Origin of the sequence: Ancylobacter polymorphus, from assembly GCF_022836935.1 — a bacterium.
Lineage (GTDB): Bacteria > Pseudomonadota > Alphaproteobacteria > Rhizobiales > Xanthobacteraceae > Ancylobacter > Ancylobacter polymorphus_A.
In genome coordinates this window covers 2,732,528-2,759,136 of record NZ_CP083239.1, presented here as the reverse complement: position 1 = coordinate 2,759,136, position 26,609 = coordinate 2,732,528, and the positions used below count along the sequence as shown (strand labels likewise).

The following is a 26,609-nucleotide window of genomic DNA, read 5'->3' as shown; positions in this document are numbered from 1 at the left end:
GCGATTGCAGAGGAGTATTCCGTGGCTCCTCCAATCCGGTTTCCCCCATGGCCCAGCTTCTCGTCCTTCTCAACGCCAATGCCGGCACGCTGCTGGACCGCGACGCGGAGGAGGTTCGGCGCCACATCGCCGATGCGCTCGATGGCGGGGGTCGCACCGTCGAGGTCCGCCTGCTGCGCGGCAAGGAACTGGTGAAGGCCATCCGCGCCTCCGGCAGCGGCGAGCATGACACCGTCATCGTCGGCGGTGGCGATGGCAGCGTCAGCCTGGCGGTGCAGAGCCTCGAAGGTTCCGGCAAGACGCTGGGCATCCTGCCGCTCGGCACGCTCAACCTCCTCGCCACCGATCTCGGCATGCCGCGCGACCTCGATGCGGCCTTAGCGGCGCTCAGCAACGCGCGGGTGGGCGAGATCGACCTGGCGACGCTGAACGGGCGCCGCTTCCACACCATTTCCGGCATGGGCTTCTTCAGCCAGATGGCCCGCGCCCGCGAAACCGCCCGGCGTTGGAAGCTCTGGCGCTTTTTCGCCGTCGCCATCGCCGCCGTCTTCGCCTTGCGCCGCAGCGGCCGTTTCGATCTCGATGTGACGGTGGACGGCACCGACCATCACTTCCAGGCCTTCGCCGCGCTCGCCTCGATCAACCGCTTCACCGGGCCGGGCTGGCGGCGCGGCCGGCTGGACGAAGGCGTGCTCGAACTGCATGTGGCGGAAGATCGCGGCGGGCTCGCCCTGCTGAAGGCCGGCGCCGACATGGTCACCGACAATTGGCGCGACAATCCCGGCATCATCAGCCTGACCGGCCGGGAAATCGTGCTGCGCCGCGCCAACCGCGCCCGCGTGTGGGTGTCCACCGACGGCGAACTCGGGCGGGAGGACATGCCGCTCACCTACCGGATCGTGCCGCGCGGGCTGAAAGTCCTCATCCCGCCGCCTGCCGATGGCGAGAGCGCCGTCGTCGGGGCCACTGAAGCGGCCACGACACGAGCCGAGGCGCTTCAGAGTGGCTCGATCTCATAGACCACCGTGACGCCGGCGCGCACCTGCGTCTCGCCGGCTTCCACCGGCACCGAATCCATCTTCTCCGCCCGCGCCGCCATCATCATCATGCGCGGCATGGGCTGCGGGCCGGCCTCGCTGTTGATCGACACCACGCGCACCAGCCGCACCCCGGCGGCGCCGGCGATGATCTCGGCCTGGTGGCGGGCATCCTTCACCGCCTCGGCGCGGGCCGCATCCTCCAGCTTGCCGGGCTCGGCGAGGTCGAAGGCGATACCGTTGATCTGGTTGGCGCCATTGGTCACCAGCTGGTCGAGCAGATCGCCGAGCTTGGCGAGGTCACGCAGCCGCACCGTGACGGAATTGGTCACCTGATAGGAGGCGATGCGCAGCGGATCGCCGTCCTTCTTCTGCGGCGCGTATTGCGGCTGCACCGAGAAACCGGAGGTCGAGACATCGCGCCCCTCGACACCGGCGGCCTTGATCGCGGCGATCATCGTCGCCACGGCGGCGGAATTGGCGTCGAGCGCCTCGCGCGCGGTCTTGCCCTCGCTCACCACGCCGGAGGTGAGCGTCGCTCGGTCGGGAACGGCGCTGGCCGTGCCTTCGCCTGACACCGCGAGCGTCGCCCGCCGGGCATTGGGCGCGAGATCCTGCGCGGCGAGCGGCGACAGGCTGGCGAACAGCGCGGCGGTGCCGAGAACGGCGGCGCAGGCGGTGGCGCGGAGGAGCTTCATGTCGTTTTCTTTCCTGAAACCGGCCGGGGCGGCGGATTTAAGCGCCCGCCCGCCCCCATGCCGGCAGACTGACGATGCGGCACGCCAGAGCACCCCGCGAAGGCGGCGGGAATGCGGCGGCGGGCGACGCCTTCCCCGGCGGGCCCCTGCCACGCGCCGGGCACGGCACCCCTCACGTCAGATGTCGGGGTGGACGGCCGGCGCAAGGCGGTTGGCGCCGACGCCACGCTTTGCTAGTTTCCCCCGCCCGCCGCGCCACCGCGCGCCGCCGGCCGGGCCTGTAGCTCAATGGTTAGAGCCGACCGCTCATAACGGTCTGGTTGCAGGTTCGAGTCCTGCCGGGCCCACCAAATCATTCAATAGGTTAGCGGGTCTGCGCAAAGATCCGGTCGGCGCCCCCCAACGAAACACCAAAGCGCGCCGCTCTTCGCTCAAACGCCTCGCCTCCCCCACCCGCCGCTTCCAATGCCGGCGGCAAAATGGCACTGTGCCGGCCTTCGCGTTGGGTCTACATCCTCGTCCATGCTCAAACTGTGCTTTCTTCTCATCGGTGCGCCCTCGTTCCGGGCCCGGTGGTATGTCATCGCGATTCTCGGCGGGGTCTTCGTGACGCTTGCCACGCTGCTGGCCATCGACGCGTCGGATGGCGTCACCTTCGTCACACGCGAGGCTCTCGGCCTCATCTTCATCGTCAACGGGCTGGCGGCGCTGCTCGTCCTGCTGGGGCGGATGCGCGGGGCGGCGCGCTCGCTGCTCTTCCTGAAGGCCGCCGCGCTGATGCTGCTGGGGGTGCTGATCATCCAGCCGCCGGTCTCGACAGAATGGGCGCTCGCCCTGCTGTTCGGCCTCGCTTTTGCGCTCGACGGAATCGGGCGGATCGCCACCGGGCTGGTGGTGCGTTTCGCCGGCTGGCGGACGATGGCGCTCATCGGCGCGCTGGAAATCGCCGTGGCCGGTCTCATCATCACCGAATGGCCGCTGCCGCATAACCGCAACATCCCCTTCTGCATCGCCCTGCTGCTGGCGCTGTCCGGCTGGCTGCTGCTGCGCATCGGCTTCATGTTCCGCACGCTGGAAAGCGAGGCGGCCATTCTCGCTTTGCCGATCTTCGGCGGGCGCGGCTGGTACGACAACGCCCCTGTCATGATCGACACGGGCGACGAGCCGGCGCCGGATCAGCCGATGATCGTGCATGTGTGGACGCCGGTCGGCTCCGCCTATGCGCCGGAGCGGCGGCTGCTGGTGGACCGCTACGTCGCCGCCGTCGATGGGCACGGCGTGATCTCCACCGGCCACGCGGCGCTGGAAATGCCGCCGGACCTCTATATCAGCCATTACCCGGCCATGGAGGTGGAGCGCTCCAGCAGCGACTTCATCGCCTCGCTGCGCGCCACCGGCGAGAACGACCTCAAGGGCCGCTTCCAGCCCTCCTACGCCTATGAGTCGGACTGGTGGTGCCCGGCGGACCAGAATGTCGAATTCCGCAACTACAGCCCGCGCCGGCTGCGCGTGTTCTGGGCCGGCTACAAGCAGGACGACACGTATAACCTCACCAACCGCAACTGTTCCGTGGTGGTGGCGCAGGCGCTCGACGCCGCGCTCGAAGGGTCGCTGGCGAGCCGCTTCCCCTGGCTGCGCCTCCTCCGCCTGCTGTCCAATCCCGATATCTGGGTGGCGGCGATGATCCGCACCCGCGCCCATTCGGCGACCTGGACGCCGGGGCTGGTGCTGGACTATGCCCGCACCCTGGCGCGGATCGTCGAACAGAGTGATGTCGCCTGGAGCACGCGCCTGCTCGGCTTTCTCAAGCGGGGCCGGCACGGCCCGATAGATGGCAACGAGGTTCGCCCCGCATGACGACGCCGGTCTCCGCCGAACACCCCGCCAGCCTGCTCTCGCGCGGCGCCGTCATCATGACCGCCATGATGTTCGGGCTCACCTACAGCCTGAGCGCGGCGCTGATCGCGCTCGACCTGACCGCGCGCGGCCTGAGCGAGAGCCTGATCGGCGCCAACGCGGCCATGCACGCGGTCGGCGTGCTCATCACCGCGATGATCCTGCCGCGCATCGTCGCGTTTTTCGGCATACGCCGGCTGGTCATCATCGCGCTGGTGGTGGCGGCGCTGGTGCTGAGCGCCTTCCCGGCGATCCCGCTGATCTGGCTGTGGTTTCCGCTGCGCCTCGTCCTCGGCATGGCGTCGGAGATCCTGTTCGTGCTGTCGGAAACCTGGACCAACAGCCTGAGCACCGAATCCACCCGCGCCCGCGCCATGGCGGCCTATACCGCCGCGCTCTCGGTCGGCTTCGCCCTCGGGCCGCTGATCCTCTCCGTGGTCGGCTCCGGCGGCGCCCTGCCCTATCTCGTCGGCGCCGGCATTTCGCTGGTGGCCGCGGGTTTCATCGCCTCGCCGAAGGTGCAGGCGCCGGTGTTCGACGAACCCGCCACCGGCAGCCCGCTGCGCTTCATCCGCCTGGCGCCGGTCGCCATTTCCGCCGTGATGCTGAACGCGGCGATCGAGACCGCCGGCCTGTCCTTCCTCGCCATCTATGCCGTCAATCTCGGCTGGGAGGAGAGCGGGGCCACACGGCTGATGTCGTGCATGATGATCGGCGCCATCCTGCTGCAGCTGCCCATCGGCTGGCTCGGCGACAAGATGGACCGGGTGAAGCTGGTGATCGCCCTCGCCGCCGCCTCCATGCTGGGCGCGCTGGCCTGGCCGTTCGCCCTGCAGAACGAGATCGCCACCTATACGCTGCTGTTCCTGTGGGGCGGCGCCTTTGTCGGCATCTACACCATCATGCTCACTCTGGTCGGCAGCCGGTTCAAGGGGTCGGAACTGGTCGGCATCTATGCCGCCATGGGGCTGATGTGGGGGCTCGGCGCGCTGCTCGGGCCGCTGCTGGCCGGCTTTGCGATGAACGCCACGCTGCACGGCCTCGCCTTCTTCACCGCCGCCATCTGCGGCGCCTTCACCCTGTTCGTGACACTCAAGGGCCGGGGCGGTAGTTGAGAGCGGCCCTCACGCCCTTGTGGCTCGGCCATGCCTTGACCGCCGACGCCGCAGCGTCATTTCCGAGGGCGAAGCGCCCCGCCGACGGAGAGCGCGCCGCCGAGGCCCGATCATGACCCCTGCTTTCACCATCCCCGCCCTTTCGGCATCCACCATCGCCGCCAGCCTGTTCCTCCCGCTTCCCGCCTCTGCCCAGGCGATGCCGAACTCGCTCACCATGAGCTGCGCCCAGGCGCAGGCTCTGGTCGCGCGCCAAAGGGCGGTGGTCATCAGCACTGGGCCGGGTCTGTTCGACCGCTACGTCACCGATGCCGGCTATTGCCAGTCGCAGCGCTCCAAGCCCGCCTGGATTCCCACGCGCGACAACCCGCAATGCCTCGTCGGCCAGGAATGCCGCGAGCGCCGCTTCCGCTGGCGGTGAGCCCCATCTCCCGCACGAGCTTCGCGCCACAACGGCGAGACGGTTGCGCGATACGCGCACGGGGGGCATAAGCGCGGCAAAGAGTTTGGAGGAATTCCATGCCCGCCTATCGCTCGCGCACGTCCACCCATGGCCGCAACATGGCCGGAGCCCGCGGCCTCTGGCGCGCCACGGGCATGAAAGACGGCGATTTCGGCAAGCCGATCATCGCCGTCGTCAACTCCTTCACCCAGTTCGTGCCCGGCCATGTCCATCTCAAGGACCTCGGCCAGCTGGTGGCGCGGGAGATCGAGAAAGCGGGCGGCGTCGCCAAGGAATTCAACACCATCGCGGTGGATGACGGCATCGCCATGGGCCATGACGGCATGCTCTATTCGCTGCCCTCGCGCGAGATCATCGCCGACAGCGTGGAGTACATGGTCAACGCCCATTGCGCCGATGCCATGGTCTGCATTTCCAATTGCGACAAGATCACGCCCGGCATGCTGATGGCGGCGCTGCGGCTCAACATCCCGGCCGTCTTCGTTTCCGGCGGGCCGATGGAGGCGGGCAAGGTGCTGCTCTCCACCGGCGAGAAGAAGGTGGACCTGATCGACGCCATGGTCGCCGCCGCCGACGACCGGGTGAGCGACGCGGATGTGACGGTGATGGAGCGCTCGGCCTGCCCGACCTGCGGCTCCTGCTCCGGCATGTTCACCGCCAATTCCATGAACTGCCTCACCGAAGCCCTCGGACTCGCTTTGCCGGGCAATGGCTCGGTGCTCGCCACCCATGCCGATCGCGAGCGGCTGTTCGTCGAGGCCGGCCATCTCATCGTCGATCTCGCCCGCCGCTATTACGAGCAGGAAGACGAGAGCGTGCTGCCGCGCGCGGTCGCCTCGTTCAAGGCGTTCGAGAACGCCATGACGCTCGACATCTCCATGGGCGGCTCCACCAACACGGTGCTGCACCTGCTCGCCGCCGCGCATGAGGGCGAGGTGCCCTTCACCATGGCCGATATCGACCGGCTGTCGCGCCGCGTGCCGGTGCTGTGCAAGGTGGCCCCCGCCGTCGCCAATATTCATATGGAAGACGTGCACCGCGCCGGCGGCATCATGGCCATTCTCGGCGAACTCGACCGCGCCGGCCTCCTCCACACCGATCTGCCGACCGTCCACGCCCCCACGCTGGGCGACGCGCTGGAGCGCTGGGATGTGGTGCGCAGCAAGAGCGAGCAGGTGCAGAATTTCTACCGCGCCGCGCCGGGCGGAGTGCCGACGCAGGTGGCGTTCAGCCAGTCCCGCCGCTGGGACGATCTCGACCTCGACCGCGAAGCCGGCGTCATCCGCGACGCCGCGCATGCCTATTCCAAGGATGGCGGCCTCGCCGTGCTGTTCGGCAATCTCGCCGAGGATGGCTGCATCGTGAAGACGGCAGGGGTGGACGAGAGCATCCTCAAATTCACCGGCACCGCCACCGTGTTCGAAAGCCAGGACGACGCGGTCTCCGCCATTCTCGGCAACCGGGTGAAGCCGGGCCAGATCGTGCTCATCCGCTATGAGGGGCCGCGCGGCGGGCCGGGCATGCAGGAAATGCTCTATCCCACGAGCTATCTGAAGTCGAAGGGCCTCGGCAAGGCCTGCGCGCTCGTCACCGATGGCCGCTTCTCCGGTGGTTCCTCGGGTCTGTCCATCGGCCATGTCTCGCCGGAAGCGGCGGAAGGCGGCACGGTCGGGCTGGTGCGCGAGGGCGACGTGATCGAAATCGACATTCCCAACCGCCGCATCCACCTCGCCGTGGACGATTCCGAACTCGCCGCCCGCCGCGAGGAGCAGCAGGCCAAGGGCTGGGTGCCGGCGGCGCCGCGCAAGCGCAACGTCACCACTGCGCTCCGTGCCTATGCCGCGCTCGCCACCAGCGCCGCCAAGGGCGCCGTGCGTCAGGTGCCCTGAGCGGCCACTCGCGCGGCGACAAGGCCGACAGACGAAACGGAGGCGGGGCCGCAGGCTCCGCCTTTTTGCATCCCCCTTCACGATCCCGCAGGGAGGCCGACATGGCCGATGACGACGATTCCTATGTCTATGACGAAGCCACCGGCGAATGGCGCCCGGCCTCCGAGGTGAAGGCCGCCGCCGCGGCCGCCCTTGAAGTGCGCGACGCCTCCGGCAACCTGCTCGCCGACGGGGATTCCGTCGTGCTGATCAAGGACCTTAAGGTGAAGGGCGCCGGCCAGACGCTGAAACAGGGCACGGTCATCAAGACCATTCGCCTCACCGACAACCCCGAGGAAATCGACTGCCGGCACGAGGCCATCAAGGGGCTGGTGCTGCGCACGGAATTCGTGCGCAAGCGCGGCTGAGCACGGCGGACGGCGTGGCGCGCGGCACGGTGGCATGGTAGCGTCTGCCGTGCCCTCCACTGCGCAGGTTCTCCATGCGAAAGCCCGTCCTGAGAAAGCTCGTTCTCGCCCTCTCCCTTGCCGCACCCGTGCTTACGGGCCTGCCGCACGCCGCACTGGCGGAGAAGATCGACCTCTCCACCACCACCTGCGGCCAGTTCCTGGAAAGCGACAAGACCGAGATCATGCTGACGTTGGCCTGGCTCGACGCCTATTACAAGGATGTCGACGCGCCGCCGGTCATCGACACTGACAAGTTCATCGAAAACGCTGGCAAGCTCGGCGAGTATTGCGCGGCCAACCCGACCATCGGGCTGATCACCGCCGCCGACCAACTATTCGGCGAGTGAGTGCTGGCGCCCCGGTCACGCCTTCGTGAGCGGCCGAGCCATGCAGTGTCCGATCCGGTATTATTATCGGATCGGACGGTAAAATGAACCTGCACTGCCGACGCCATACGAACATTTGCCTGAAAAGCGGTAGCGAATTACGCAGCCACACAAGTTAATGTCGCGGAACTCTGGGAGATCGTCGGGATTATTCCTTCACTCAACAGGAGGATACAGCCGATGATCAACGCCAAGACAGCTTCCGCTGCCGTTCTCGCCGCCATGCTCGCCCTTAGCGGCCCCGCCCTCGCCCAGTCCAGCGGGACGGGCGGCTCTTCGTCGAGCGCGGGTGCGTCGGATTCCGGCGCGGGCACGGGCAACGATGCCGGCACCAACAGCACCGAAAGCCGCATCGGCGCTCCGTCCAACGCGACCTCGGGTTCGGACATGAACGCCCCGGAAGGTCGTAATACGACCACCGGCACCAGCAGCACCGACAATGTCGGCGCCACCACCGACCAGCCGAGCGACACCAAGTCGAACCGCGACTGCTCAAGCACGCAGACCCCCTGCTGACCCGCGCTGTCGTGACATGGGAAAGGCCGCCCACTCCCCGGGGCGGCCTTTTCTCATGCGCGCAGGATTACCCCACCGAGTTGCGAACAAAACGCGAAACGTGCTCTCTGGTTCGCTGATCCGCGCCGGAGATTCGTCCGTCCATGCAGCCCGCTGCCTATCTCGACACGCTCAATCCGCAGCAGCGGCGGGCGGTCGAGCATGGAATAAAGGGGCCCGGCGACACACTTGCCGGTCCGCTGCTGGTGATCGCCGGTGCCGGTTCCGGCAAGACTGACACGCTGGCCCATCGCGTCGCCCATCTCATCGTCAACCGCGCCGATCCGCGCCGCATCCTGCTGCTTACCTTCTCGCGCCGGGCGGCGGCGGAGATGGCGCGGCGGGTGGAGCGCATCGCTGCCAAGGTGCTGGGACCGGAAGCGCGGGTGCTGACCGAGGGGCTGAACTGGGCCGGCACCTTCCACGGCATCGGCTCCCGTCTGCTGCGCGACCACGCGCTCGACATCGGCCTCGACCCCGCCTTCACCATCCATGACCGCGAGGACAGCGCCGACCTCATCAATCTCCTCCGCCACGAACTGGGGTTCTCCAAGACCGAGAAGCGGTTCCCCACCAAGGGCACGCTGCTCGCCATCTATTCGCGCGCGGTGAATGCCGAGCAGAAGCTGGAAGAGGTGATCGGCCGCGCGTTTCCCTGGTGCGCGGGCTGGAACGGCGAACTGAAGACGCTCTTCGCCGCCTATGTCGAAGCCAAGCAGCGCCAGAACGTGCTCGATTACGACGATTTGCTGCTCTACTGGGCCCAGATGATGAGCGAGCCGACGCTGGCGGCCCGCGTGGCCAGCCGCTTCGACCATGTGCTGGTGGACGAATATCAGGACACCAACCGGCTCCAGTCCACCATCCTGCTCGGGCTGAAGCCCGACGGGCGTGGCCTCACCGTGGTCGGCGACGACGCCCAGTCGATCTATTCCTTCCGCGCCGCCACGGTGCGTAACATCCTTGACTTCCCCGGCCATTTCACGCCGCGCGCCGACACGGTGATGCTGGAGCAGAATTACCGCTCCACCCAGCCCATCCTCGCCGCCGCCAATGCGGTGATCGACTTCGCCAGCGAGCGCTACGCCAAGAATCTCTGGTCCGAGCGCGCGTCTGCCGAACGGCCGGTGCTGGTGAGCGTGCGCGACGAGATCGAGCAGGCCAATTTCATCGCCACCCGCGTGCTGGAGAACCGCGAGGACGGTATGGCGCTGAAGCAGCAGGCCGTGCTGTTCCGCGCCGCCCATCACAGCGGGCCGCTGGAAGTGGAACTGACCCGCCGCAACATCCCCTTCGTCAAGTTCGGCGGGCTGAAATTCCTCGATTCCGCCCATGTGAAGGATGTGCTCGGCGTGCTGCGCTTCGTCGAGAACCCGCGCGACCGCGTCGCCGGCTTCCGCGTGCTGCGGCTGCTCTCCGGCCTCGGCCCGGCCACGGCGGGGCGCATTCTTGACGCGGTCGACGCCGCCGGCACGCTGTTGCCGGCGCTGGAAGCGGTGAGCCCACCGGCCCGGGCGGAGCAGGAATGGCCGGGCTTCCTCGCCATGACACGCGAATTGAAGGCGAACAGCGCGGGCTGGCCGGGCGAGCTTGACCTCGTGCGCGCCTGGTACGAGCCACTGCTGGAGCGCCTGCACGAGGATGCCGGCAGCCGGCAGGCCGATCTCGTCCAACTCGCGCAGATCGCGGCGAGCTATCCCTCCCGCGCCCGCTTCCTCACCGAACTGACGCTCGACCCGCCGGACGCCACCAGCGCCGAAGCCGGGCCGCCGCACCGCGACGAGGATTACCTCATCCTCTCCACCATCCACTCCGCCAAGGGGCAGGAATGGAAATCCGTTTTCGTGCTCAACGCGGTGGATGGCTGCATCCCGAGCGACCTCGGCACCGGCACGCGCGAGGAGATCGAGGAGGAGCGGCGCCTGCTCTATGTCGCGATGACGCGGGCGAAGGACAGCCTGCACCTGATGCTGCCGCAGCGCTTCTTCACCCATGGACAGTCCGCGCGCGGCGACCGGCATGTCTACGCCGCCCGCACCCGCTTCATCCCGCCCACCATCCTCTCCCGCTTCGCCATGGCCAGCTGGCCGCCGGCGACGGCGGAAGCGGTGGGCACGCGGGCCACGCCGCAGGCCCCCATCGACATCGGGGCGCGGATGCGGGCAATGTGGAAATAGGGGGTCAGCGTATCCGCACGCCCGGCCCGTGCTCGCCGGGCGGCAACAGCATAATTCCGGCCTGTTCGAGCGTGGTGATGAGCAGCGCCTCCGTCGCGCGGTGGAGCACATGGCGGTGGCGCTCGAAATCGCGCACCGTGCTGCGCGAGACGCCCGCGCGCTCGGCCAGATGTTCCTGCGTCCAGTCGAGAAGCCCGCGTGCGGCGCGGCATTGTTCGGGCGCCAAATCCATCGCTTCTGCCTTGCGTAACGACGACCAAATCAACCATAATGGGCGACATATCGCAAGACTCGAGGATTAACCGCCCGCAGGGAGGCCCCCGCTACCTATGTCCCATGGCACGCTGCTCCTCGTCGCGCTGCTTCTGCCGTTCATCGGCAGCCTCGCTGCGGGGTTTCTGCCGACCCACGCGCGCAACACCGCCGCGATCCTGGCCGGCAGCGTGGCGGTGGCGGGGATCGGCATAAGCGTCTGGCTCTACACCTTGCTTGCCGATGGGGCACCGGTGCAGTTCTGGCTGTCCTGGCTGCCCATGCTGGGACTGGACTTCACCCTTCGGCTCGACGGCCTCGCCTGGCTGTTCGCCCTGCTGATCTTCGGCATCGGCGCGCTCGTCGTTCTGTATGCCCGCTACTACATGTCGCGCGAAGATCCGGTGCCGCGCTTCTTCTCCTTTCTGCTCGCCTTCATGGGCTCGATGGTCGGCATCGTGCTGTCGGGCAATCTCATCCAGCTGGTGTTCTTCTGGGAACTGACCAGCCTGTTCTCCTTCCTGCTCATCGGCTACTGGCACCACACCGCCAATGCGCGCGACGGCGCCCGCATGGCGCTCACCGTCACCGGCACGGGCGGGCTGTGCCTGCTGGTCGGCGTGCTGCTGATCGGCCGCATCGTCGGCAGCTACGACATCGACCAGGTGCTGGAATCGCGCGACCTCATCGTCCAGAGCGATCTCTATGTCCCGGCGCTGGTATTGATCCTGCTCGGCGCCTTCACCAAGAGCGCGCAGTTCCCGTTCCATTTCTGGCTGCCGCACGCCATGACGGCGCCGACGCCGGTGTCGGCCTATCTGCATTCCGCCACCATGGTGAAGGCCGGCATCTTCCTATTGATGCGGCTGTGGCCGGTCATGGCCGGCACGGATGCGTGGTTCTATCTCGTCGTGCCCGCGGGGCTGGTGACGCTGCTGATCGGCGCCTTCATCGCCATCTTCCAACAGGACCTGAAGGGGCTGCTGGCCTACTCCACCATCAGCCATCTCGGCCTGATCACGCTGCTGCTCGGCCTCGGCAGCCCGCTGGCGGCGGTGGCGGCGATCTTCCACACGCTGAACCACGCCATCTTCAAGGCGTCGCTGTTCATGGCCGCCGGCATCATCGACCATGAGACCGGCACGCGTGATCTGCGCAAGCTGAGCGGGCTCTACCGCTACATGCCGATCACCGCCACGCTCGCCATGGTCGCCGCCGCCGCCATGGCAGGCGTGCCGCTGCTCAACGGCTTCATTTCCAAGGAAATGTTCTTCGCCGAGGCGGTGGCGGAGCATACCGGCTCGCTGCTCGACGACAGCCTGCCCTATTGGGCGACGCTCGCGGGCGTGTTCAGCGTCACCTATTCGCTGCGCTTCATCCTCGGCGTGTTCTTCGGCCCGCCGCCGATCGACCTGCCGCACCGGCCGCACGAGCCGGCGCACTGGATGCGCTTTCCCATCGAGCTTTTGGTGCTGATCTGCCTGCTCATCGGCATCGTGCCGGGGCTCACCGTCGGCCCGTTCCTCGCCACCGCCGTGAAGGGCCTGCTCGACGCCACCCCGCCCTATTACAGCCTGGCGCTGTGGCACGGTTTCAACCTGCCGCTGATGATGAGCCTCATCGCCATGGCCGGCGGCGTGGTGCTCTATCTCGGCCTGCGCCGCTATCTCGAAAGCGGCATCGAGGGCCCACCGATCCTGCGCGACTTCAAGGGCCAGCGCATTTTCGAGAAGGTGCTGGCGACGCTGTCCTGGCAATGGGCGCGCGCCGGCGAGGCGACGCTCGGCACGCGGCGCCTGCAGCCGCAGATGCGCATCGTCATCGCACTCGCCGTGGTGGCGGCGCTGGCGCCCTTCATCGCCAATGGCGCGGTGGGCACGGGCGACATGCCCGGCACGCCGCTGCCGCCGGGCTTCGCCCTGCTCTGGCTGGTCGGCGGCGTCTGCGCGCTCGGTGCCGCCTATCAGGCGAAGTATCACCGCTTCGCCGCGCTGGTACTGGTCGGCGGGGCGGGCCTCGTCACCTGCGTCACCTTCGCCTGGCTGTCGGCGCCAGACCTCGCCGTGACCCAGCTTCTGGTGGAGATCGTCACCACCGTGCTGCTGCTGCTCGGCCTGCGCTGGTTGCCCAAGCGCATCGAGGATGTCTATCCCAGCCGTCCGCCGCTGAAAGTGCTGCTGCGTCGCTATATCGACCTCACCATCGCCTGTGCGCTGGGCGGGCTGATGGCGTTCCTCGCCTATTGCCTGATGACCCGTCCGCTGACCCAGAGCGTCTCGCGCTTCTTTGTCGAGCGCGCCTATTCCGAAGGCGGCGGCACCAACATCATCAATGTCATCCTGGTCGATTTCCGCGGCTTCGACACGATGGGCGAGATCGTCGTGCTGTGCCTCGCCGGCCTCACCGTCTTCGCCCTGCTGCGCCGTTTCCGCCCCGCGCCGGAGAGCATCGAGCAGCCGGAGCAGCAGCGCATCCAGCACGCCTACGATGTCGCCACGCCCGACCGCTCGCCCGGCGACACGGTGGCGGACTACATGCTGATCCCCCGGCTGATCATGCACTGGCTGTTCCCGGTGATCGCGGTCATGGCGGTGTATCTGTTCATGCGCGGCCATGACCTGCCGGGCGGTGGCTTCGCCGCCGGCATCACCCTCTCCATCGCCTTTGTGGTGCAGTACATGGCCAGCGGCACCCGTTGGGTGGAAGACCATCTGCGGGTGCTGCCGCTGCGCTGGATGGGGATGGGCCTGCTCACCTCCTGCGCCACCGGTGTCGGTTCCTGGTGGTTCGGCTATCCCTTCCTCACCTCGCATTTCCAGTATGTGGAGCTGCCCTATATCGGCAAGGTGCCGGCGGCCTCCGCGCTGGTGTTCGACCTCGGCGTGTTCGCCCTGGTGGTCGGCGCCACGGTGCTGATCCTCATCGCCCTCGCCCATCAGTCGCTGCGCAGTTCGCGCGCGGCGCAGGCCAGCGAGGGAGGCGAGTGATGGAAATCGTCCTCTCCATCGGCATCGGCCTGTTCACCGCCTCGGGCGTGTGGCTGCTGCTGCGCCCGCGCACCTATCAGGTCATCATCGGCCTTGCGCTGCTTTCCTATGCGGTGAACCTGTTCATCTTCGCCATGGCCGGCGGCGGGCTGCGCGTCGACGGGCCGCCCATCCTCGCGCCCGGCGGCGTCGGCGACCCCGCGAAGATCGCTGACCCCATCCCGCAGGCGCTGGTGCTCACCGCCATCGTCATCGGCTTCGCCATGACGGCGCTGTTCCTGGTCGTGCTTATGGCCGCGCGCGGACGCACCGGCACCGACCATGTCGATGGGCGGGAGCCGGACTGATGACCCCCGCCCTCGATCATCTCGCCATTCTTCCCATCGTGCTGCCGCTGGCCGTCGGCGCGCTCATGCTGCTGTTCGACGAGCGGCGGCGGCGGCTGAAGATGACGCTCAGCCTCGCCACGGTCTTCGCTCTGCTCGCCATCGCCGTGACCATGGTGGTGATGGTCGGCCTGCCCACGGGCGACCGCTGGTCGACCCTCATCGTCTACCCCCTCGGCAACTGGCCGCCGCCCTTCGGCATCGTGCTGGTGGTGGACCGGCTGGCCGCGCTGATGCTGCTGGTGACCGCCGTGCTGGGCTGCACCACGCTGCTCTTCGCCCTCGCCCGCTGGCACACGGCGGGACCGCGCTTCCACACGCTGTTCCTGCTGCTGCTCACCGGGCTCAACGGCGCCTTCCTCACCGGCGACCTGTTCAACCTGTTCGTGTTCTTCGAAATCCTGCTCGCCGCCTCTTACGGGCTGGTGCTGCACGGCTCGGGCACGGCGCGGGTGCGGGCGGGGCTGCACTATATCCCGATCAACCTCGTCGCCTCCTCGCTGTTCCTCGTCGGCGTGGCGGTGATCTATGGCGTGACCGGCACGCTGAACATGGCCGATCTCAGCCGGATCGTGCCGACGCTGGCGCCGGAGTCGCGCACCCTCATGGAAGCGGGCGCGGCGGTGCTTGGCATCGCCTTTCTGGTCAAGGCCGGCATGTGGCCGCTCAGCTTCTGGCTGCCGACCACCTATGCCGCCGCCTGCGCCCCCGTCGCCGCCATGTTCGCGATCATGACCAAGGTCGGCATCTATGTGATCCTGCGGCTGTTCCTGCTGTGCTTCGGCGACGAGGCCGGCGCGTCGGCGGATTTCGGTGCCGACTGGCTCTATTATGGCGGCATGGCGACGCTGCTGTTCGGCGGCATCGGCGTGCTCGCCTCGCAATCCATGCAGCGGCTCGGCGGCTATAGCGTGCTGATCTCCTCCGGCACGCTGCTCGCCGCCATCGGCACCGGCAACAGCGCGGTGATCTCAGGCGCGCTCTATTATCTCGTCGCCTCCACCTTCGCCATCAGCGCCTATTTCCTGCTGGTGGAACTGATCGAACGCGGCCAGGCCGCCGGTGCCGACGTGCTCGCCGTCACGCTGGAGATTTTCGGCGATCCGGAGGAGGATATCGAGGACGAGGACGAGGAGGTCGGCGTCGCCATTCCCGCCACCATCGCCGTGCTCGGCGGCGGCTTTGTCGCCTGCACCGCCGTGCTGGCCGGCCTGCCGCCGCTCTCCGGCTTCATCGGCAAATTCGCCATGCTGTCGGCGCTGCTGAACGAGGCGGGCGAAATCCCCTTCGACCACTGGCTGTTCGTCGCGCTGCTGATGCTCTCCGGCCTCGCCACCCTCATCGCCATGACCCGCAACGGCATCCGTACCCTCTGGGTGCCGGCCGAGACGGACATTCCGCGCGTGCGCGCCATCGAGGCTATTCCGGTCGGGGTGCTGCTGCTGCTCTGCGCGGTGATGACCTTCGCCGGGGGCCCGACCATGCGCTACATGGAAGCCACGGCGCAGATCCTCTATTGGCCGAGCGAATATGCCCGCGATGTGCTCGGTAGCCAGCCGGCGGGCCATAGCACGAGCGATTCGCGCGCCAGCGGCCACGGCCCGTCCGGGGTCGACACGACGGGAGCCACGCCATGAACGGGCTGCGCCGCGTCATCCCCTACCCGCTGCTGTTTCTCGCCCTGCTGGTCATGTGGCTCCTGATGACGCAGAGCCTGTCGCTGGGCCAGCTTCTGCTCGGCGCGGTGGTGGCGCTCGGTGGCTGCTGGGCCATGACCGCGCTCGATCCGCCACCGGCCCGGCTGCGTCGCCCCGCCGCCGCCGCGCGTCTGGCCGGGCGGGTGTTCGTCGATGTGTTCCGCTCCAATCTTGCGGTCGGCAGCATCATCCTCGGCAATGAGGACCGGCGCACCCATGCCGGCTTCATGCGGCTGAAGCTGGATTTGAAAAGCCCCTATGGCCTCGCCATCCTCGCCATCGTGCTCACCTGCACGCCGGGCACGCAATGGGTGCGCTACGATCCCGCCACCGGGCTCCTGCTGCTGCATGTGCTCGATCTCGTCGACGACAAGGAGTGGGTGCGCACCATCAAGGGGCGTTATGAGGGGCTGCTGATGGAGATCTTCGAATGAGCGTCGCCATCCTCGGCTGGTCGATCACGCTGGCGCAGGTGCTGCTGACCCTCGCCATGGGCTGCGCCGCGCTGCGCTTCATTCGCGGCCCGCGCGCGCAGGACCGCATCATCGGCCTCGACACCTTCTATGTGAACGCCATGCTGCTTCTGGTCACGCTCGGCATCCGCAGCGGCACCACGCTCTATTTCGAGGCGGCGCTGGTCATCGGCCTGCTCGGCTTCGTCGGCACGGTGGCGCTGGCGAAATTCCTCATGCGCGGCGAGGTGATCGAATGAGCGCCGCTCCCGACCTGCCGCTCTGGGCGGCGATTCTCGTCTCGTTCTTCGTCGTCGCCGGCGCGCTGGTGACGCTCATCGGCTCGATCGGCCTGTGGCGCCTGCCGGATTTCTACGCCCGCCTGCACGCCCCCTCGCTCGGCGCCACGCTGGGCACCGGGGCGATGCTGGTCGGGTCGATCATCTGCTTCTCCGTGCTGCAGCAGCGGCCGCTGATCCACGAAGTGCTGATCGGCCTGTTCGTCACCATCACCACCCCGGTTACGCTGATGCTGCTCGCCAGCGCCTCGCTCTACCGCGACCGGGTGGAAGGAAACGACGCCGCGCCCAAGGAAGACCCGGCGCCGACCGAGCTCTGAACCGCCTCAGCGGCGGGAATCCTCGGGCTTTTTCGGCGTGCCGTCCGCCGAGCCATCCACCGTGTTCAGCGTCTCCGGCGCGAATCGGCCACCATCGCGCCGGGCGGGCTCGCCATCCACCGGGGAATTGTCATTGTCCACCTCGTCCAGCGGCGGGGTCAAAGGGTTCGAGACCGCCGTGGTGCGGTCATCGAGCACGGCGTCGACATTGGCGGGGTCGACGACGACGGGGTTCTGGTCGAGCGTACGGGGATCGCGCACCATCGTAGGGCCTCCATGAGTGTTGCCAGAGGCAACAAGCGGGGCCGCCTGCGGTTCCCTCGTCTGCCCGCCGGGAATACCGGCTCAGGCGTGAAACAGCCGCCGATAGAGAGTGGAGCGGTTCACGCCCAGCCGGCGCGCGGCCTGCGAGACATTGCCGCCGCAGGCCTCCACCGCCTGCCGCATCGCCTCCACGGTGAGCGCGTCGAGCGTGCCGACGGGCGGCGACGCCGCGGGTGCGGCGAGAATGTCCGGCGGCAGCATGTCCTCGCCCACCGGGCGGAACGGATCGGCAAGCGCCGCCAGCGCCTTGAGCGTGCCGGCCAGCTGGCGGAAATTGCCCGGCCAGTCATAGGCGGCAAGCCGCGCCTCGCAGCCTTCCGACAGCGTCAGCCGCTCATCCGCCACCAGCCGCCCCCACAGCGCGCGGACGATCCCCGCCCGGTCCGGCAGGCGGCGCAGCGGCGGCAATTCGACGGTGTAATGGGCGATGCGGAAATACAGGTCCTGGCGGAAGCTGCCGGCTTCCACCAGCAGGCGCAGATCGCGATGGGTGGCGCAGAGCAGCGCCACGTCGATCTTCACCGGGCGCCCGCCGCCGAGCGGGGCGACCTCGCGCTCCTGCAGCACCCGCAGCAGGCGCGATTGCAGCGCCAGCGGCATGTCGCCGATCTCGTCGAGAAATAGAATGCCGCCATCGGCCTCGCGCAGCAGGCCCCGCCGCCCCTGCCGGCGCGCGCCGGTGAAGGCGCCGTCCTCATAGCCGAACAGTTCGGATTCGATCAGCGTCTCGGGAATGGCGGCGCAGTTGACCGCCACGAACGGCCCGCCGGCCCGGGCGCTCTGGCGGTGAATCTCGCGCGCCGCCATCTCCTTTCCGGTGCCGGTCTCGCCGCGGATCAGCACCGGCACGTCCGCTGCCACCATGCGCACCGCGCGGCCGAGCGCCGCCCGCTCCTCCGCCCCGAGCAGCGGCCCCTCCTCGCGCGGCGCACGGGGACGCGGCGTCGGCTGCGGCCGGGCGCGGGCGCCCTCGAAGCGGCCGAACAGGGTGCGCCCGCCCGGCTGGCGCAAGGCGTGGGTATCGCCGTCCGAGCCCGGCAGCCGTTCCAGCAATTCGCCCGCGCGCTTTTCGCCCAGCGCCGACCAGTCGGCCCCGACAAGGCCGAGCCCGGCGCGGTTGGCCGCGACCAGCCGGTCGTCTTCGAACACCAGCACGCCTTCGCGGGAGGTGCCGAGCAGCGCCCGGTCGGCCTGCAGGCGCAGCACCCGGCGGTCGGAAAAGCCCTCGTCAAAGAAACGATGCTCGATCTGCTCCACCGCCAGCCGCACGAGGCCGAGCGCATGGCGGTGGTCAACCGCCGCCGGGCCGGACATGTCGAGCGCGCCGACCGTGTGGCCATAGGGATCGAGGATCGGCGCGGCCGAGCAGCTCAGAATCGCGTGGGGGTCGTAATAATGCTCGCCGCCATGCACGGCGATCGGCCGCCCCTCCACCAGCGCCGTGCCCACCGCATTGGTGCCGGTGGAGCTTTCACCCCACAACACGCCCGGCCGCAGCGCCACCTGCGCCGCCCGCGCGGCGAAATCGGCGTTGCCGAGCGCGTCGAGGATCATGCCCTCCGCATCGGTGAGAATGACCACGCAGCCGGTCTGCATGGCGTCGGCATAGAGGCTTTCCACCTCCGGCCGGCACAGCCGGCGCAGCCGCTCATGCCGCTCGGCGATGGCGCTAAGCTCGTGCGCGGTCAGCGGTTCGAGGCGCGGCAGGGCGGCGTTGTCGAGCCCACGCTCCGCGCAACGCTTCCAGGAGCGCAGGATCGGCTCGGGCAGCAGCGCCGCCAGCGGCCGGTCATGCAGACCCTGCTGGAAGAACTGCCGGCGCGCGGCCAGCACGGCACGCGGCGAGACCTCTTGGCGCATGCGATCCTCCTGGAGTGTTGCAAAATGCCACACATGTCGCAGGTCTTGTTGTTCTTTCCGACAGTTTCTACCAAGTTTTCCGGCGGCGTCTATCGGTAGAATCCTCACGCCCTCGCGAGTACTCGTCTAAAGCGAGGTATTTCAATATTTTGCCGTGTCGCAACGACGATTTTTTGCGCTGCGATAGGCCGGCTGGCACGGGCGCTGCAATCTTGAGTGTCCCTATCGGGAGGATCCAATGAACAAGCCAGAACTCGCCATCACCAAGCAGTCCCCGTTCAAGGCCCGCTACGGCAATTTCATCGGCGGCCAGTTCGTCGAGCCGGTGTCCGGCCGCTATTTCGACAACACCTCGCCGGTGACCGGCGGCAAGATCTGCGAAGTCGCGCGCTCGGAAGCCGCCGACATCGACAAGGCGCTCGACGCCGCCCATGCCGCCAAGGCCGCCTGGGGCAAGACCTCGGCCGCCGAACGGGCGCTGATCCTCAACAAGATCGCCGACCGCATGGAGGAGAATCTCGACCTCCTCGCGCTGGCCGAGACCTGGGACAATGGCAAGCCGATCCGCGAGACGACGGCGGCCGACATTCCGCTCGCCATCGACCATTTCCGCTATTTCGCCGGCGCGGTGCGCGCGCAGGAAGGCGGCATCAGCGAGATCGACCACGACACTATCGCCTATCACTTCCACGAGCCGCTCGGCGTGGTCGGGCAGATCATCCCGTGGAACTTCCCCATCCTGATGGCGGTGTGGAAGCTGGCCCCGGCGCTCGCCGCCGGCAACTGCGTGGTTCTGAAGCCCGCCGAGCAGACCCCGTCCAGCATCATGGTGCTGGTGGAACTGATCGCCGACCTGCTGCCCCCGGGCGTGCTCAACGTGGTCAACGGCTTCGGTCTTGAGGCCGGCAAGCCGCTCGCCAGCTCGAACCGCATCGCCAAGATCGCCTTCACCGGCGAGACGACGACGGGCCGGCTGATCATGCAGTATGCCAGCCAGAACCTCATTCCGGTCACGCTGGAACTGGGCGGCAAGTCGCCGAACATCTTCTTCGCCGACGTGGCGGCCGAGGATGACGACTTCTTCGACAAGGCGATCGAAGGCTTCGTCATGTTCGCGCTCAACCAGGGCGAGGTCTGCACCTGCCCGAGCCGCGCGCTGATCCAGGAAAGCATCTATGACCGCTTCATGGAGAAGGCGCTGAAGCGGGTGGAAGCCATCATCCAGGGCTCGCCGCTCGACCCGGCGACCATGATCGGCGCCCAGGCCTCCTCCGAGCAGCTGGAGAAGATCCTCTCCTATATCGACATCGGCAAGCAGGAAGGCGCCGAGGTCCTCATCGGTGGCGAGCGCAACAATCTCGGCGGCGACTTCGCCGGCGGCTACTATGTGAAGCCCACCGTGTTCAAGGGCCACAACAAGATGCGGATCTTCCAGGAGGAGATCTTCGGCCCGGTCGTCTCGGTGACCACCTTCAAGGACGATGCGGAAGCGCTGTCCATCGCCAATGACACGCTCTACGGCCTCGGCGCCGGCGTGTGGACCCGCGACGGCAACCGCGCCTACCGCTTCGGCCGCGCCATCGAGGCCGGCCGCGTGTGGACCAACTGCTACCATGCCTACCCCGCCCATGCGGCGTTCGGTGGCTACAAGCAGTCGGGCATCGGCCGCGAGAACCACAAGATGATGCTCGACCACTACCAGCAGACCAAGAACATGCTGGTCAGCTACTCCCCGAAGAAGCTCGGCTTCTTCTGAGGCCAGGGCGCCCTCGCCGTCCCTCATGGCCGGGCTTGACCCGGCCACCCAGGCTTAACGACCCGCAGGCAGAAGGCTGGGTCCCCGGACCAAGCCCGGGGATGAGGAAGCGGGGGCGCTCCCCCCATCGTCCCCGGGTGTGTCCCGGGGACGATGGGGACATGCGCCTGATCTGGCCGAAACGGCCATGGGTGACGCGCAATGTCACTTCGCCCTCACGACCAGGGGGACCGGCCTGCGTGCTTCGAGACGCGGCGCGGCGCGCCGCTCCTCAGCATGACGAGGATTTGGGACGGCGCCGTCTCGGACTACCTCGTCATCCTGAGGTGCCCGGCCCCGCCGGGCCTCGAAGGACGCACCACCTCTCCACTTCTCTCTTCGCATGGAAAGGCGTCCCTCACGCCGCCCTCCGCCGAGCCGGCACCGCTTCACCGCTTTCTCCGGCGTTGACCCGATCCTGCCGGCGCCCCACCTCTCACTCGGATGTTCAGTCCCCGGGATGAGGGACAGGAAGGGAGCCCCCATGGACACGCAGACCGCGCCGCCGTCGGCCACTGAAGTCACCATCCCCCGCGTCCTCGCCACCGAGGCGGCACTGGCGCTGATCGAAACCTTGAAGGCGCAGCACGGCCCGCTGCTGTTCCACCAGTCCGGCGGCTGCTGCGACGGTTCCTCGCCCATGTGCTACGCGAAGGGCGATTACATGTTGGCCGACCGCGACGTGCGGATGGGCATCATCGGCGGCGCGCCCTTCTATATGAGCCCGTCGCAGTTCGAATATTGGCAGCACACCCAGCTCATCATCGACGTGGTGCCGGGGCGGGGCGGCATGTTCAGCCTGGAAAACGGGCGCGACGTGCGCTTCCTCACCCGCTCGCGGCTGTTCACCGACGAAGAGCTGGACCGCCTCGCCCCGCTCGCCTATGGCCCGGACGCCTGACCGCGGGGGTCCACAGCAAGTCCCGCAAAAGTGCGTCGCGGTTTTGCGATAGGAATTGCGTCTAATCAGAGAGTTAGAGCCGTTCCGGTGAATGTGAGTTTACCGGAACTTCTCTAGCGCGGCGTCAGCGCCGTCACCGCCAGCGCGGTGGCCGCCGCCCGGTTCTCGACGCCGATCTTGGCGTAGATCTGCTCCAGATGCTTGTTCACCGTGCGCGGCGACAGGCCGAGAATCTCGCCGATGTCGCGGTTGGCCTTGCCGCGCGCCAGCCATACCAGCACCTCCGCCTCGCGGAGCGTCAGATTGAGCTTGGACTTCAGCACCTGCTCCGGCGGGATGCCGGAATCCTCGACAATGCGCAGCAGCAGCTCCTCCGGGCCGATCTGCCCGACATAGGACAGCTTCAGCCGGCGCGGCGAGCCCTCGACCGACACCTCCACCGCCGCCATCTCGCCGCTGCCGCCATCCCCGTTGCGCCCCTCCAGCCAGCGACGCACCGGCTCCGGTAGGGTGAAGCTGTCGCCCGGCGCGGCGGCGCTGAGCGCGGTCAGCAGCGTGGTCGCCTGCGGCGTCGACCACAGGACGCGCCCGGCTCGATTGGCCGAGAGCAGATAGCGCCCGGCGGCATCGAGCGCGGCACGGGCGCTGTGGGTCTGCCGTGCATTGGCGAGATGCACGCGGATACGGGCGATCAACTCGTCCGGCGCGATCGGTTTGGTCACATAATCCACCCCACCGGCCTCGAGCCCCTTCACGATCTGCTCGGTTTCCGACAGGCCGGTCATGAAGATGACCGGCACATGCGCCACCGCCTTGTTGCGCTTGAGCTGCCGGCACGCCTCGAATCCATCCATCCCCGGCATGATCGCGTCCATCAGGATCACATCGGGGGTGATACGCTCGACCAGCGCCAGCGCATTGGCGCCCTCGGTCGCGACCAGCACGGTGGTCCCCGCCGCCTCCAGCGCGTCGGTGAGCAGGCTGAGGGTTTCGGGCGAATCATCCACCACAAGGACGATGTCGCGGCGCTCCACGCTAGGCATCATTGGCGCGCATCGCCTCCAGGACGGACATGTATTGCTTGAGATCGAAGGTTTCCATCAGCTCGCGCATATGGGCGACGAAGGCCTTGCTGTCGGGCGAGGCGCTTTCGATCTCCCGCAGCTTGGCCTGGATGCCGCGCACATAGCCGATCTCCCCCAGCTTCATCAGATCGTCGAGATGCACACCGGCCGGCGCCCGCAGCTCGCCCGGCTTGGCGGCCTCGCCAGCGACCAGCGCCGCGAGTTCGCCATCGCCCACCCATTCGAGGTCGAGCAGCGCCGCCATTTTTTCCAGCAGCGTGCGCAGATGCACCGGCTTGACCAGATGGTCGTCATGCTGGGCGAGGCCGTCGCCATGGATTTCCCCGGCATTGGCCGAGATCATGATGATGCGCAGCCGGCCGAAGCCTTCGTCGCGCAGCTGCCGCACCACCTCCCAGCCATTCAGCCCCGGCATGGAGATGTCGAGCAGAAGGAGGTCCGGCTCCCATTCGCGCACCATGTCCAGCGCCTGCACCCCATCGGCGGCGGCAAGCACGGTGAACCCAAGCGGCACCAGCAATTCATGCATGAGGTCGCGATGGGCGACATCGTCATCGGCCACCAGCACGGTGCGGCGCGGGCCGGTATAGCCGGCGATATGGCGGTGCTGGATCGGGCCGAGGCGCGAGGGGTTGGTCACCTCCGACAGCATCATCTTGACGCGGAAGACGCTGCCCTCCCCCGGCGCCGATTTCAGCGCGATCTCCCCGCCCATGATCTCGGTGAGCAGCTTGGTAATGGTAAGGCCGAGGCCGATGCCGGCGGTGGAATAGGTGCCCGCCCGCTCCCCGCGCTCGAACGGCTCGAAGATGCGCTTGTGGTCGGCGGCGGGAATGCCGATGCCGCTGTCCTCGATCTCGAACTCCGCCACCTGGTTGCGATAGGAAACGCGCAGCGCCACCCGGCCGCGATCGGTGAACTTGATGGCATTTGACAGCAGGTTGATGAGGATCTGCCGCAGCCGCTTCTCGTCGGTAAACACCACCGCCGGCAGGCGCTCCGGCCGCACATAGACGAAATCGATGCCCTTGGCGGTCGCCTGCAGCCGGAACATGTCGACCAACTGGTCGAGAAACTCGCCGATCCGCACCTCGTCCCGGGTGAGATAGAGCCGGCCCGCCTCGATCTTGGAAATGTCGAGCAGCCCGTCGATCAGGCCGGAGAGATGCTCGGCCGAGCGGCGCACCACGCGGATGGCGTCGCGCCGGTGCGGGGGAATGGCGACATCGCGCTCCAGCAGCTGGGCATAGCCGAGAATGGCGTTGAGCGGGGTGCGCAATTCGTGGCTGATGCCGACGACATAACGGCTCTTGGCGAGATTGGCGGCCTCGGCGGCTTCCTTGGCCTTTTGCAGCTTGGCGTCGGTGCGCTTATGGGCCTCGATCTCGCGCATCAGCAGCGCGGTCTGGCGGTTGCTCTCCTCCTGCGCCACCCGCCGGCTTTCCTGCGCCAGCACGAACAGCCAGGCAGCGACGCCGGCGATGATGAGCAGGATGAAGTAGAGCGTGAACAGCACATTGCCGACCGTCTCCGCCTGATCCGGCGGGGCGAAGGTCGACTGGAAGTAGATCACGCCCAATATGCCACCGATGACGGTCGCCAGCAGCGCCATCACGCCGATATAGTGGCCAAGGCGGGAATTGAGCTGCGTCACCATCCAGGCCGGCAGCGTTGCCCGCAGCGCCGCCAGAATCTGGTCGGGGAAGCGCGCCTCCTCCTTGCAGCGATCGTTGCAGCGCGCATCGAGCGAGCAGCACAGCGAGCAGATCGGCCCGGCGTAGACCGGGCAATGCGCCATGTCCTCCGGCTCGAATTTGTGCTCACAGATGCAGCATTTCAGCGTGTGGCGCGCCTCCCAGTTCTTCGCCGTCCGCCGCGCGATGTAGTAGCGCCCGCCTGTGGCATAGGCGATGCTGGCGGCGGTGACGAAAGACACCACCAGGGCGAGGAACGGCGCGAAGGCCTTCAGCGTCGGGCCGAGAAAGCCGGCAAAGGCGATGACGCCCACCAGCGTGCCGGCCAGCAGCGCGCCGACGCCGACGGGGTTGATGTCGTAGAGATGCGCCCGCTTGAACTCGATGCCCGGCGGGCTCCAGCCCATGGGCTTGTTGACCACGAGATCCGCCACCAGCGCCGCCACCCAGGCCACGGCGATGATGGCGTAAAGGCCGAGGATCTGCTCCAGCACCTTGTAGATGCCGAGCGCCATCAGCATCAGCGCGATGGTGACGTTGAACACCAGCCACACCACCCGGCCCGGATGGCTGTGGGTGAGGCGGGAGAAGAAGTTCGACCAGGCGATCGAGCCCGCATAGGAATTCGTCACATTGATCTTCAACTGGGCGAGGATGACGAACACCCCGGTGAAGGCCAGCGCCACCTCGGGCGAGAACACGGTCTTGAACGCCACCAGATACATCTGGGTCGGCTCGGCCGCGTGCAGGAACGGTATGCCCTGGGTGACGGCGAAATAGGCCAGAAACGAACCACCCAGCATCTTGATGCCGCCGGGGATGATCCAGCCCGGGCCGGCGCTGAGCAGTGCCACCCACCACAGCGCATTGCGCCGCGCCTCGGTGCGCCCGGGTGCCCGGCGCGGCAGGAAGCGCAGGAAATCCACCTGCTCGCCGATCTGCGCCACCAGCGCGAACACCACCGTCGTCGCCGTACCGAACAGCACGAGATCGAAGGAGCCGTCAGGATGGCCGAAGCGGCCGGTATAGGCGGTCCAGCCGGCGAAAGGGGTGTCGTCGAGGGCGAGGATGAAGACGAAGGGGATGATGTTCAGCACAAGCCAGACCGGCTGGGTCCAGAGCTGGAACCGGCTGATGAAGGTGATGCCGTGCGTCACCAGCGGGATCACCACCAGCGCGCTGATGAAATAGCCCACCATCAGCGGCACGCCGAAGCACATCTCCAGCGCCAGCGCCATGATCGCCGCCTCGATGGCGAAGAACAGATAGGTGAAGGAGGCGTAGATGAGCGAGGTCAGCGTCGAGCCGATATAGCCAAAGCCGGCGCCACGGGTCAGCAGGTCGATGTCGACGCCGAACTTGGCAGCGTAATAGCTGATCGGCAGGCCGGCGGCGAAGATGACGACGCAGACGAGAAGGATCGCCGCCACCGCATTTTCAAAACCATAGGCGAGCGTGATCGCGCCGCCGATGGCCTCCAGCGCCAGAAAGGAAACGGCGCCGAGTGCGGTATTGGCGACCCGCAGCGCCGACCAGCGCCGCCCGCTCTTGGCCGTGAAGCGGAGCGCGTAATCCTCCAGCGTCTCGTTGACGACCCACTGATTGTAGCGACGCCGAACGCGAACGATCTTCTGCTCCGCCGCCATGGGGGTGTGCCTCGCCGTGCCAACGCCAGACATGCTTCCGTGCCCACCCTCCCCAGGGATTTTCTTGTTTGTTGCACCGCGACGGCGGCGGGTTGCCACCCGCGCCGACGCCACCCCCAAGCATAAATCATTCCACACGCCGGTCAGGCCGAAGACAGATTAACGCAGCGCCTTGTCCCGCATTTAATTACCTTTTCCTTCGCCATCACAGCATTAAATGCCCAATAATCGGGCTAATCAGCGCCG

General features: G+C 67.5%; 23 protein-coding genes and 1 tRNA gene. 18 read left to right on the top strand and 6 right to left on the bottom strand.

What is annotated here, in order from left to right:
* Positions 1-47 precede the first annotated feature (47 nt).
* Positions 48-1,019 (top strand): diacylglycerol/lipid kinase family protein, encoded by a 972-nt coding sequence (locus K9D25_RS13045; protein WP_244375801.1) that lies wholly within the window; start codon positions 48-50, stop codon positions 1,017-1,019.
* Here K9D25_RS13045 and K9D25_RS13040 read toward each other — a convergent pair.
* On the bottom strand, positions 998-1,735 hold the full coding sequence (locus tag K9D25_RS13040) for an SIMPL domain-containing protein (RefSeq protein ID WP_244375799.1): 738 nt from the start codon (positions 1,733-1,735) through the stop codon (positions 998-1,000). The genes K9D25_RS13045 and K9D25_RS13040 overlap by 22 nt on opposite strands.
* A gap of 274 nt (positions 1,736-2,009) precedes the next feature.
* Between K9D25_RS13040 and K9D25_RS13035 the strand changes: the two genes are divergently transcribed.
* The 9 genes from K9D25_RS13035 (at position 2,010) to K9D25_RS12995 (ending at position 10,665) form a co-directional block, all read left to right on the top strand.
* A tRNA-Ile gene (locus tag K9D25_RS13035) sits at positions 2,010-2,085 on the top strand.
* A gap of 256 nt (positions 2,086-2,341) precedes the next feature.
* Positions 2,342-3,592: a protease gene (locus tag K9D25_RS13030; RefSeq protein ID WP_244375797.1), complete on the top strand. Its 1,251-nt coding sequence runs from the start codon at positions 2,342-2,344 to the stop codon at positions 3,590-3,592.
* The gene (locus K9D25_RS13025) at positions 3,589-4,746 is read left to right on the top strand and encodes an MFS transporter (protein ID WP_244375795.1); all 1,158 of its coding nucleotides are present in this window, start codon (positions 3,589-3,591) and stop codon (positions 4,744-4,746) included. The genes K9D25_RS13030 and K9D25_RS13025 overlap by 4 nt, the downstream gene beginning before the upstream one ends.
* 112 nt (positions 4,747-4,858) lie before the next feature.
* Positions 4,859-5,167, top strand: coding sequence for a hypothetical protein (locus K9D25_RS13020; RefSeq protein WP_244375793.1), 309 nt, complete (start codon positions 4,859-4,861; stop codon positions 5,165-5,167).
* Between the two features lie 98 nt (positions 5,168-5,265).
* Positions 5,266-7,098: a dihydroxy-acid dehydratase gene (gene ilvD, locus K9D25_RS13015; protein ID WP_244375792.1), complete on the top strand. Its 1,833-nt coding sequence runs from the start codon at positions 5,266-5,268 to the stop codon at positions 7,096-7,098.
* Positions 7,099-7,199: 101 nt separating this feature from the next.
* On the top strand, positions 7,200-7,505 hold the full coding sequence (locus K9D25_RS13010) for a zinc ribbon domain-containing protein YjdM (RefSeq protein WP_244375790.1): 306 nt from the start codon (positions 7,200-7,202) through the stop codon (positions 7,503-7,505).
* A 74-nt stretch (positions 7,506-7,579) separates the two neighbouring features.
* Complete coding sequence (locus K9D25_RS13005) at positions 7,580-7,894, top strand: HdeA/HdeB family chaperone (protein ID WP_244375788.1); 315 nt, start codon at positions 7,580-7,582, stop codon at positions 7,892-7,894.
* A gap of 219 nt (positions 7,895-8,113) precedes the next feature.
* Positions 8,114-8,449, top strand: a complete 336-nt coding sequence (locus K9D25_RS13000; protein ID WP_244375786.1) for a hypothetical protein — start codon at positions 8,114-8,116, stop codon at positions 8,447-8,449.
* A gap of 143 nt (positions 8,450-8,592) precedes the next feature.
* Positions 8,593-10,665: an ATP-dependent helicase gene (locus K9D25_RS12995; RefSeq protein WP_244375784.1), complete on the top strand. Its 2,073-nt coding sequence runs from the start codon at positions 8,593-8,595 to the stop codon at positions 10,663-10,665.
* A 4-nt stretch (positions 10,666-10,669) separates the two neighbouring features.
* Here the strand turns inward: K9D25_RS12995 and K9D25_RS12990 are convergent, their stop codons facing one another.
* Positions 10,670-10,897 (bottom strand): helix-turn-helix domain-containing protein, encoded by a 228-nt coding sequence (locus K9D25_RS12990; protein WP_244375782.1) that lies wholly within the window; start codon positions 10,895-10,897, stop codon positions 10,670-10,672.
* 97 nt (positions 10,898-10,994) lie between these two features.
* Between K9D25_RS12990 and K9D25_RS12985 the strand changes: the two genes are divergently transcribed.
* The 6 genes from K9D25_RS12985 to mnhG are packed head-to-tail and all read left to right on the top strand — an operon-like array spanning position 10,995 to position 17,058.
* Positions 10,995-13,904 carry a monovalent cation/H+ antiporter subunit A gene (locus K9D25_RS12985; RefSeq protein WP_244375780.1) on the top strand — a complete coding sequence of 970 codons (2,910 nt, stop codon included), beginning with the start codon at positions 10,995-10,997 and terminating at the stop codon, positions 13,902-13,904.
* Positions 13,904-14,251, top strand: a complete 348-nt coding sequence (locus tag K9D25_RS12980) for a Na+/H+ antiporter subunit C (RefSeq protein ID WP_244375778.1) — start codon at positions 13,904-13,906, stop codon at positions 14,249-14,251. Before K9D25_RS12985 ends, K9D25_RS12980 begins: the two co-directional genes overlap by 1 nt.
* The gene (locus K9D25_RS12975; protein ID WP_244375776.1) at positions 14,251-15,927 is read left to right on the top strand and encodes a monovalent cation/H+ antiporter subunit D; all 1,677 of its coding nucleotides are present in this window, start codon (positions 14,251-14,253) and stop codon (positions 15,925-15,927) included. Before K9D25_RS12980 ends, K9D25_RS12975 begins: the two co-directional genes overlap by 1 nt.
* Positions 15,924-16,421: a Na+/H+ antiporter subunit E gene (locus K9D25_RS12970; RefSeq protein ID WP_244375774.1), complete on the top strand. Its 498-nt coding sequence runs from the start codon at positions 15,924-15,926 to the stop codon at positions 16,419-16,421. Before K9D25_RS12975 ends, K9D25_RS12970 begins: the two co-directional genes overlap by 4 nt.
* Complete coding sequence (locus K9D25_RS12965) at positions 16,418-16,699, top strand: K+/H+ antiporter subunit F (protein WP_244375772.1); 282 nt, start codon at positions 16,418-16,420, stop codon at positions 16,697-16,699. The genes K9D25_RS12970 and K9D25_RS12965 overlap by 4 nt, the downstream gene beginning before the upstream one ends.
* A complete protein-coding gene (gene mnhG, locus K9D25_RS12960) occupies positions 16,696-17,058 on the top strand; it encodes a monovalent cation/H(+) antiporter subunit G (RefSeq protein WP_244375770.1) in 363 nt (120 codons plus the stop codon). Before K9D25_RS12965 ends, mnhG begins: the two co-directional genes overlap by 4 nt.
* Before the next feature lie 6 nt (positions 17,059-17,064).
* Here the strand turns inward: mnhG and K9D25_RS12955 are convergent, their stop codons facing one another.
* Entirely contained in the window at positions 17,065-17,322 is a 258-nt protein-coding gene (locus K9D25_RS12955; RefSeq protein WP_244375768.1) for a hypothetical protein, read from the bottom strand.
* An 81-nt stretch (positions 17,323-17,403) separates the two neighbouring features.
* On the bottom strand, positions 17,404-19,242 hold the full coding sequence (locus K9D25_RS12950; RefSeq protein WP_244375766.1) for a sigma-54-dependent Fis family transcriptional regulator: 1,839 nt from the start codon (positions 19,240-19,242) through the stop codon (positions 17,404-17,406).
* 238 nt (positions 19,243-19,480) lie between these two features.
* Between K9D25_RS12950 and adh the strand changes: the two genes are divergently transcribed.
* On the top strand, positions 19,481-20,998 hold the full coding sequence (gene adh / locus K9D25_RS12945; RefSeq protein WP_244375764.1) for an aldehyde dehydrogenase: 1,518 nt from the start codon (positions 19,481-19,483) through the stop codon (positions 20,996-20,998).
* 523 nt (positions 20,999-21,521) lie between these two features.
* Entirely contained in the window at positions 21,522-21,938 is a 417-nt protein-coding gene (locus K9D25_RS12940; RefSeq protein ID WP_244375762.1) for a DUF779 domain-containing protein, read from the top strand.
* Between the two features lie 113 nt (positions 21,939-22,051).
* Here the strand turns inward: K9D25_RS12940 and K9D25_RS12935 are convergent, their stop codons facing one another.
* On the bottom strand, positions 22,052-22,984 hold the full coding sequence (locus K9D25_RS12935) for a response regulator (RefSeq protein ID WP_244375760.1): 933 nt from the start codon (positions 22,982-22,984) through the stop codon (positions 22,052-22,054).
* Positions 22,974-26,363 (bottom strand): hybrid sensor histidine kinase/response regulator, encoded by a 3,390-nt coding sequence (locus K9D25_RS12930; protein WP_244450866.1) that lies wholly within the window; start codon positions 26,361-26,363, stop codon positions 22,974-22,976. The genes K9D25_RS12935 and K9D25_RS12930 overlap by 11 nt, the downstream gene beginning before the upstream one ends.
* Positions 26,364-26,609: the final 246 nt, after the last annotated feature.

Excerpts from the sequence above, each read along its gene's own strand:
- K9D25_RS13010 (WP_244375790.1), top strand. The coding sequence starts at position 7,200 with ATGGCCGATGACGACGATTCCTATGTCTATGACGAAGCCACCGGCGAA.
- K9D25_RS12980 (WP_244375778.1), top strand. The coding sequence starts at position 13,904 with ATGGAAATCGTCCTCTCCATCGGCATCGGCCTGTTCACCGCCTCGGGC.
- K9D25_RS12965 (WP_244375772.1), top strand. The coding sequence starts at position 16,418 with ATGAGCGTCGCCATCCTCGGCTGGTCGATCACGCTGGCGCAGGTGCTG.
- K9D25_RS12955 (WP_244375768.1), bottom strand. The coding sequence starts at position 17,322 with ATGGTGCGCGATCCCCGTACGCTCGACCAGAACCCCGTCGTCGTCGAC.
- K9D25_RS12970 (WP_244375774.1), top strand. The coding sequence starts at position 15,924 with ATGAACGGGCTGCGCCGCGTCATCCCCTACCCGCTGCTGTTTCTCGCC.
- K9D25_RS12935 (WP_244375760.1), bottom strand. The coding sequence starts at position 22,984 with ATGATGCCTAGCGTGGAGCGCCGCGACATCGTCCTTGTGGTGGATGAT.
- K9D25_RS13025 (WP_244375795.1), top strand. The coding sequence starts at position 3,589 with ATGACGACGCCGGTCTCCGCCGAACACCCCGCCAGCCTGCTCTCGCGC.
- K9D25_RS12950 (WP_244375766.1), bottom strand. The coding sequence starts at position 19,242 with ATGCGCCAAGAGGTCTCGCCGCGTGCCGTGCTGGCCGCGCGCCGGCAG.
- ilvD (WP_244375792.1), top strand. The coding sequence starts at position 5,266 with ATGCCCGCCTATCGCTCGCGCACGTCCACCCATGGCCGCAACATGGCC.
- K9D25_RS12930 (WP_244450866.1), bottom strand. The coding sequence starts at position 26,363 with ATGGCGGCGGAGCAGAAGATCGTTCGCGTTCGGCGTCGCTACAATCAG.
- adh (WP_244375764.1), top strand. The coding sequence starts at position 19,481 with ATGAACAAGCCAGAACTCGCCATCACCAAGCAGTCCCCGTTCAAGGCC.
- K9D25_RS13020 (WP_244375793.1), top strand. The coding sequence starts at position 4,859 with ATGACCCCTGCTTTCACCATCCCCGCCCTTTCGGCATCCACCATCGCC.
- K9D25_RS12985 (WP_244375780.1), top strand. The coding sequence starts at position 10,995 with ATGTCCCATGGCACGCTGCTCCTCGTCGCGCTGCTTCTGCCGTTCATC.
- K9D25_RS12940 (WP_244375762.1), top strand. The coding sequence starts at position 21,522 with ATGGACACGCAGACCGCGCCGCCGTCGGCCACTGAAGTCACCATCCCC.
- K9D25_RS13005 (WP_244375788.1), top strand. The coding sequence starts at position 7,580 with ATGCGAAAGCCCGTCCTGAGAAAGCTCGTTCTCGCCCTCTCCCTTGCC.
- K9D25_RS13000 (WP_244375786.1), top strand. The coding sequence starts at position 8,114 with ATGATCAACGCCAAGACAGCTTCCGCTGCCGTTCTCGCCGCCATGCTC.
- K9D25_RS12990 (WP_244375782.1), bottom strand. The coding sequence starts at position 10,897 with ATGGATTTGGCGCCCGAACAATGCCGCGCCGCACGCGGGCTTCTCGAC.
- mnhG (WP_244375770.1), top strand. The coding sequence starts at position 16,696 with ATGAGCGCCGCTCCCGACCTGCCGCTCTGGGCGGCGATTCTCGTCTCG.
- K9D25_RS13045 (WP_244375801.1), top strand. The coding sequence starts at position 48 with ATGGCCCAGCTTCTCGTCCTTCTCAACGCCAATGCCGGCACGCTGCTG.
- K9D25_RS12975 (WP_244375776.1), top strand. The coding sequence starts at position 14,251 with ATGACCCCCGCCCTCGATCATCTCGCCATTCTTCCCATCGTGCTGCCG.
- K9D25_RS12995 (WP_244375784.1), top strand. The coding sequence starts at position 8,593 with ATGCAGCCCGCTGCCTATCTCGACACGCTCAATCCGCAGCAGCGGCGG.
- K9D25_RS13040 (WP_244375799.1), bottom strand. The coding sequence starts at position 1,735 with ATGAAGCTCCTCCGCGCCACCGCCTGCGCCGCCGTTCTCGGCACCGCC.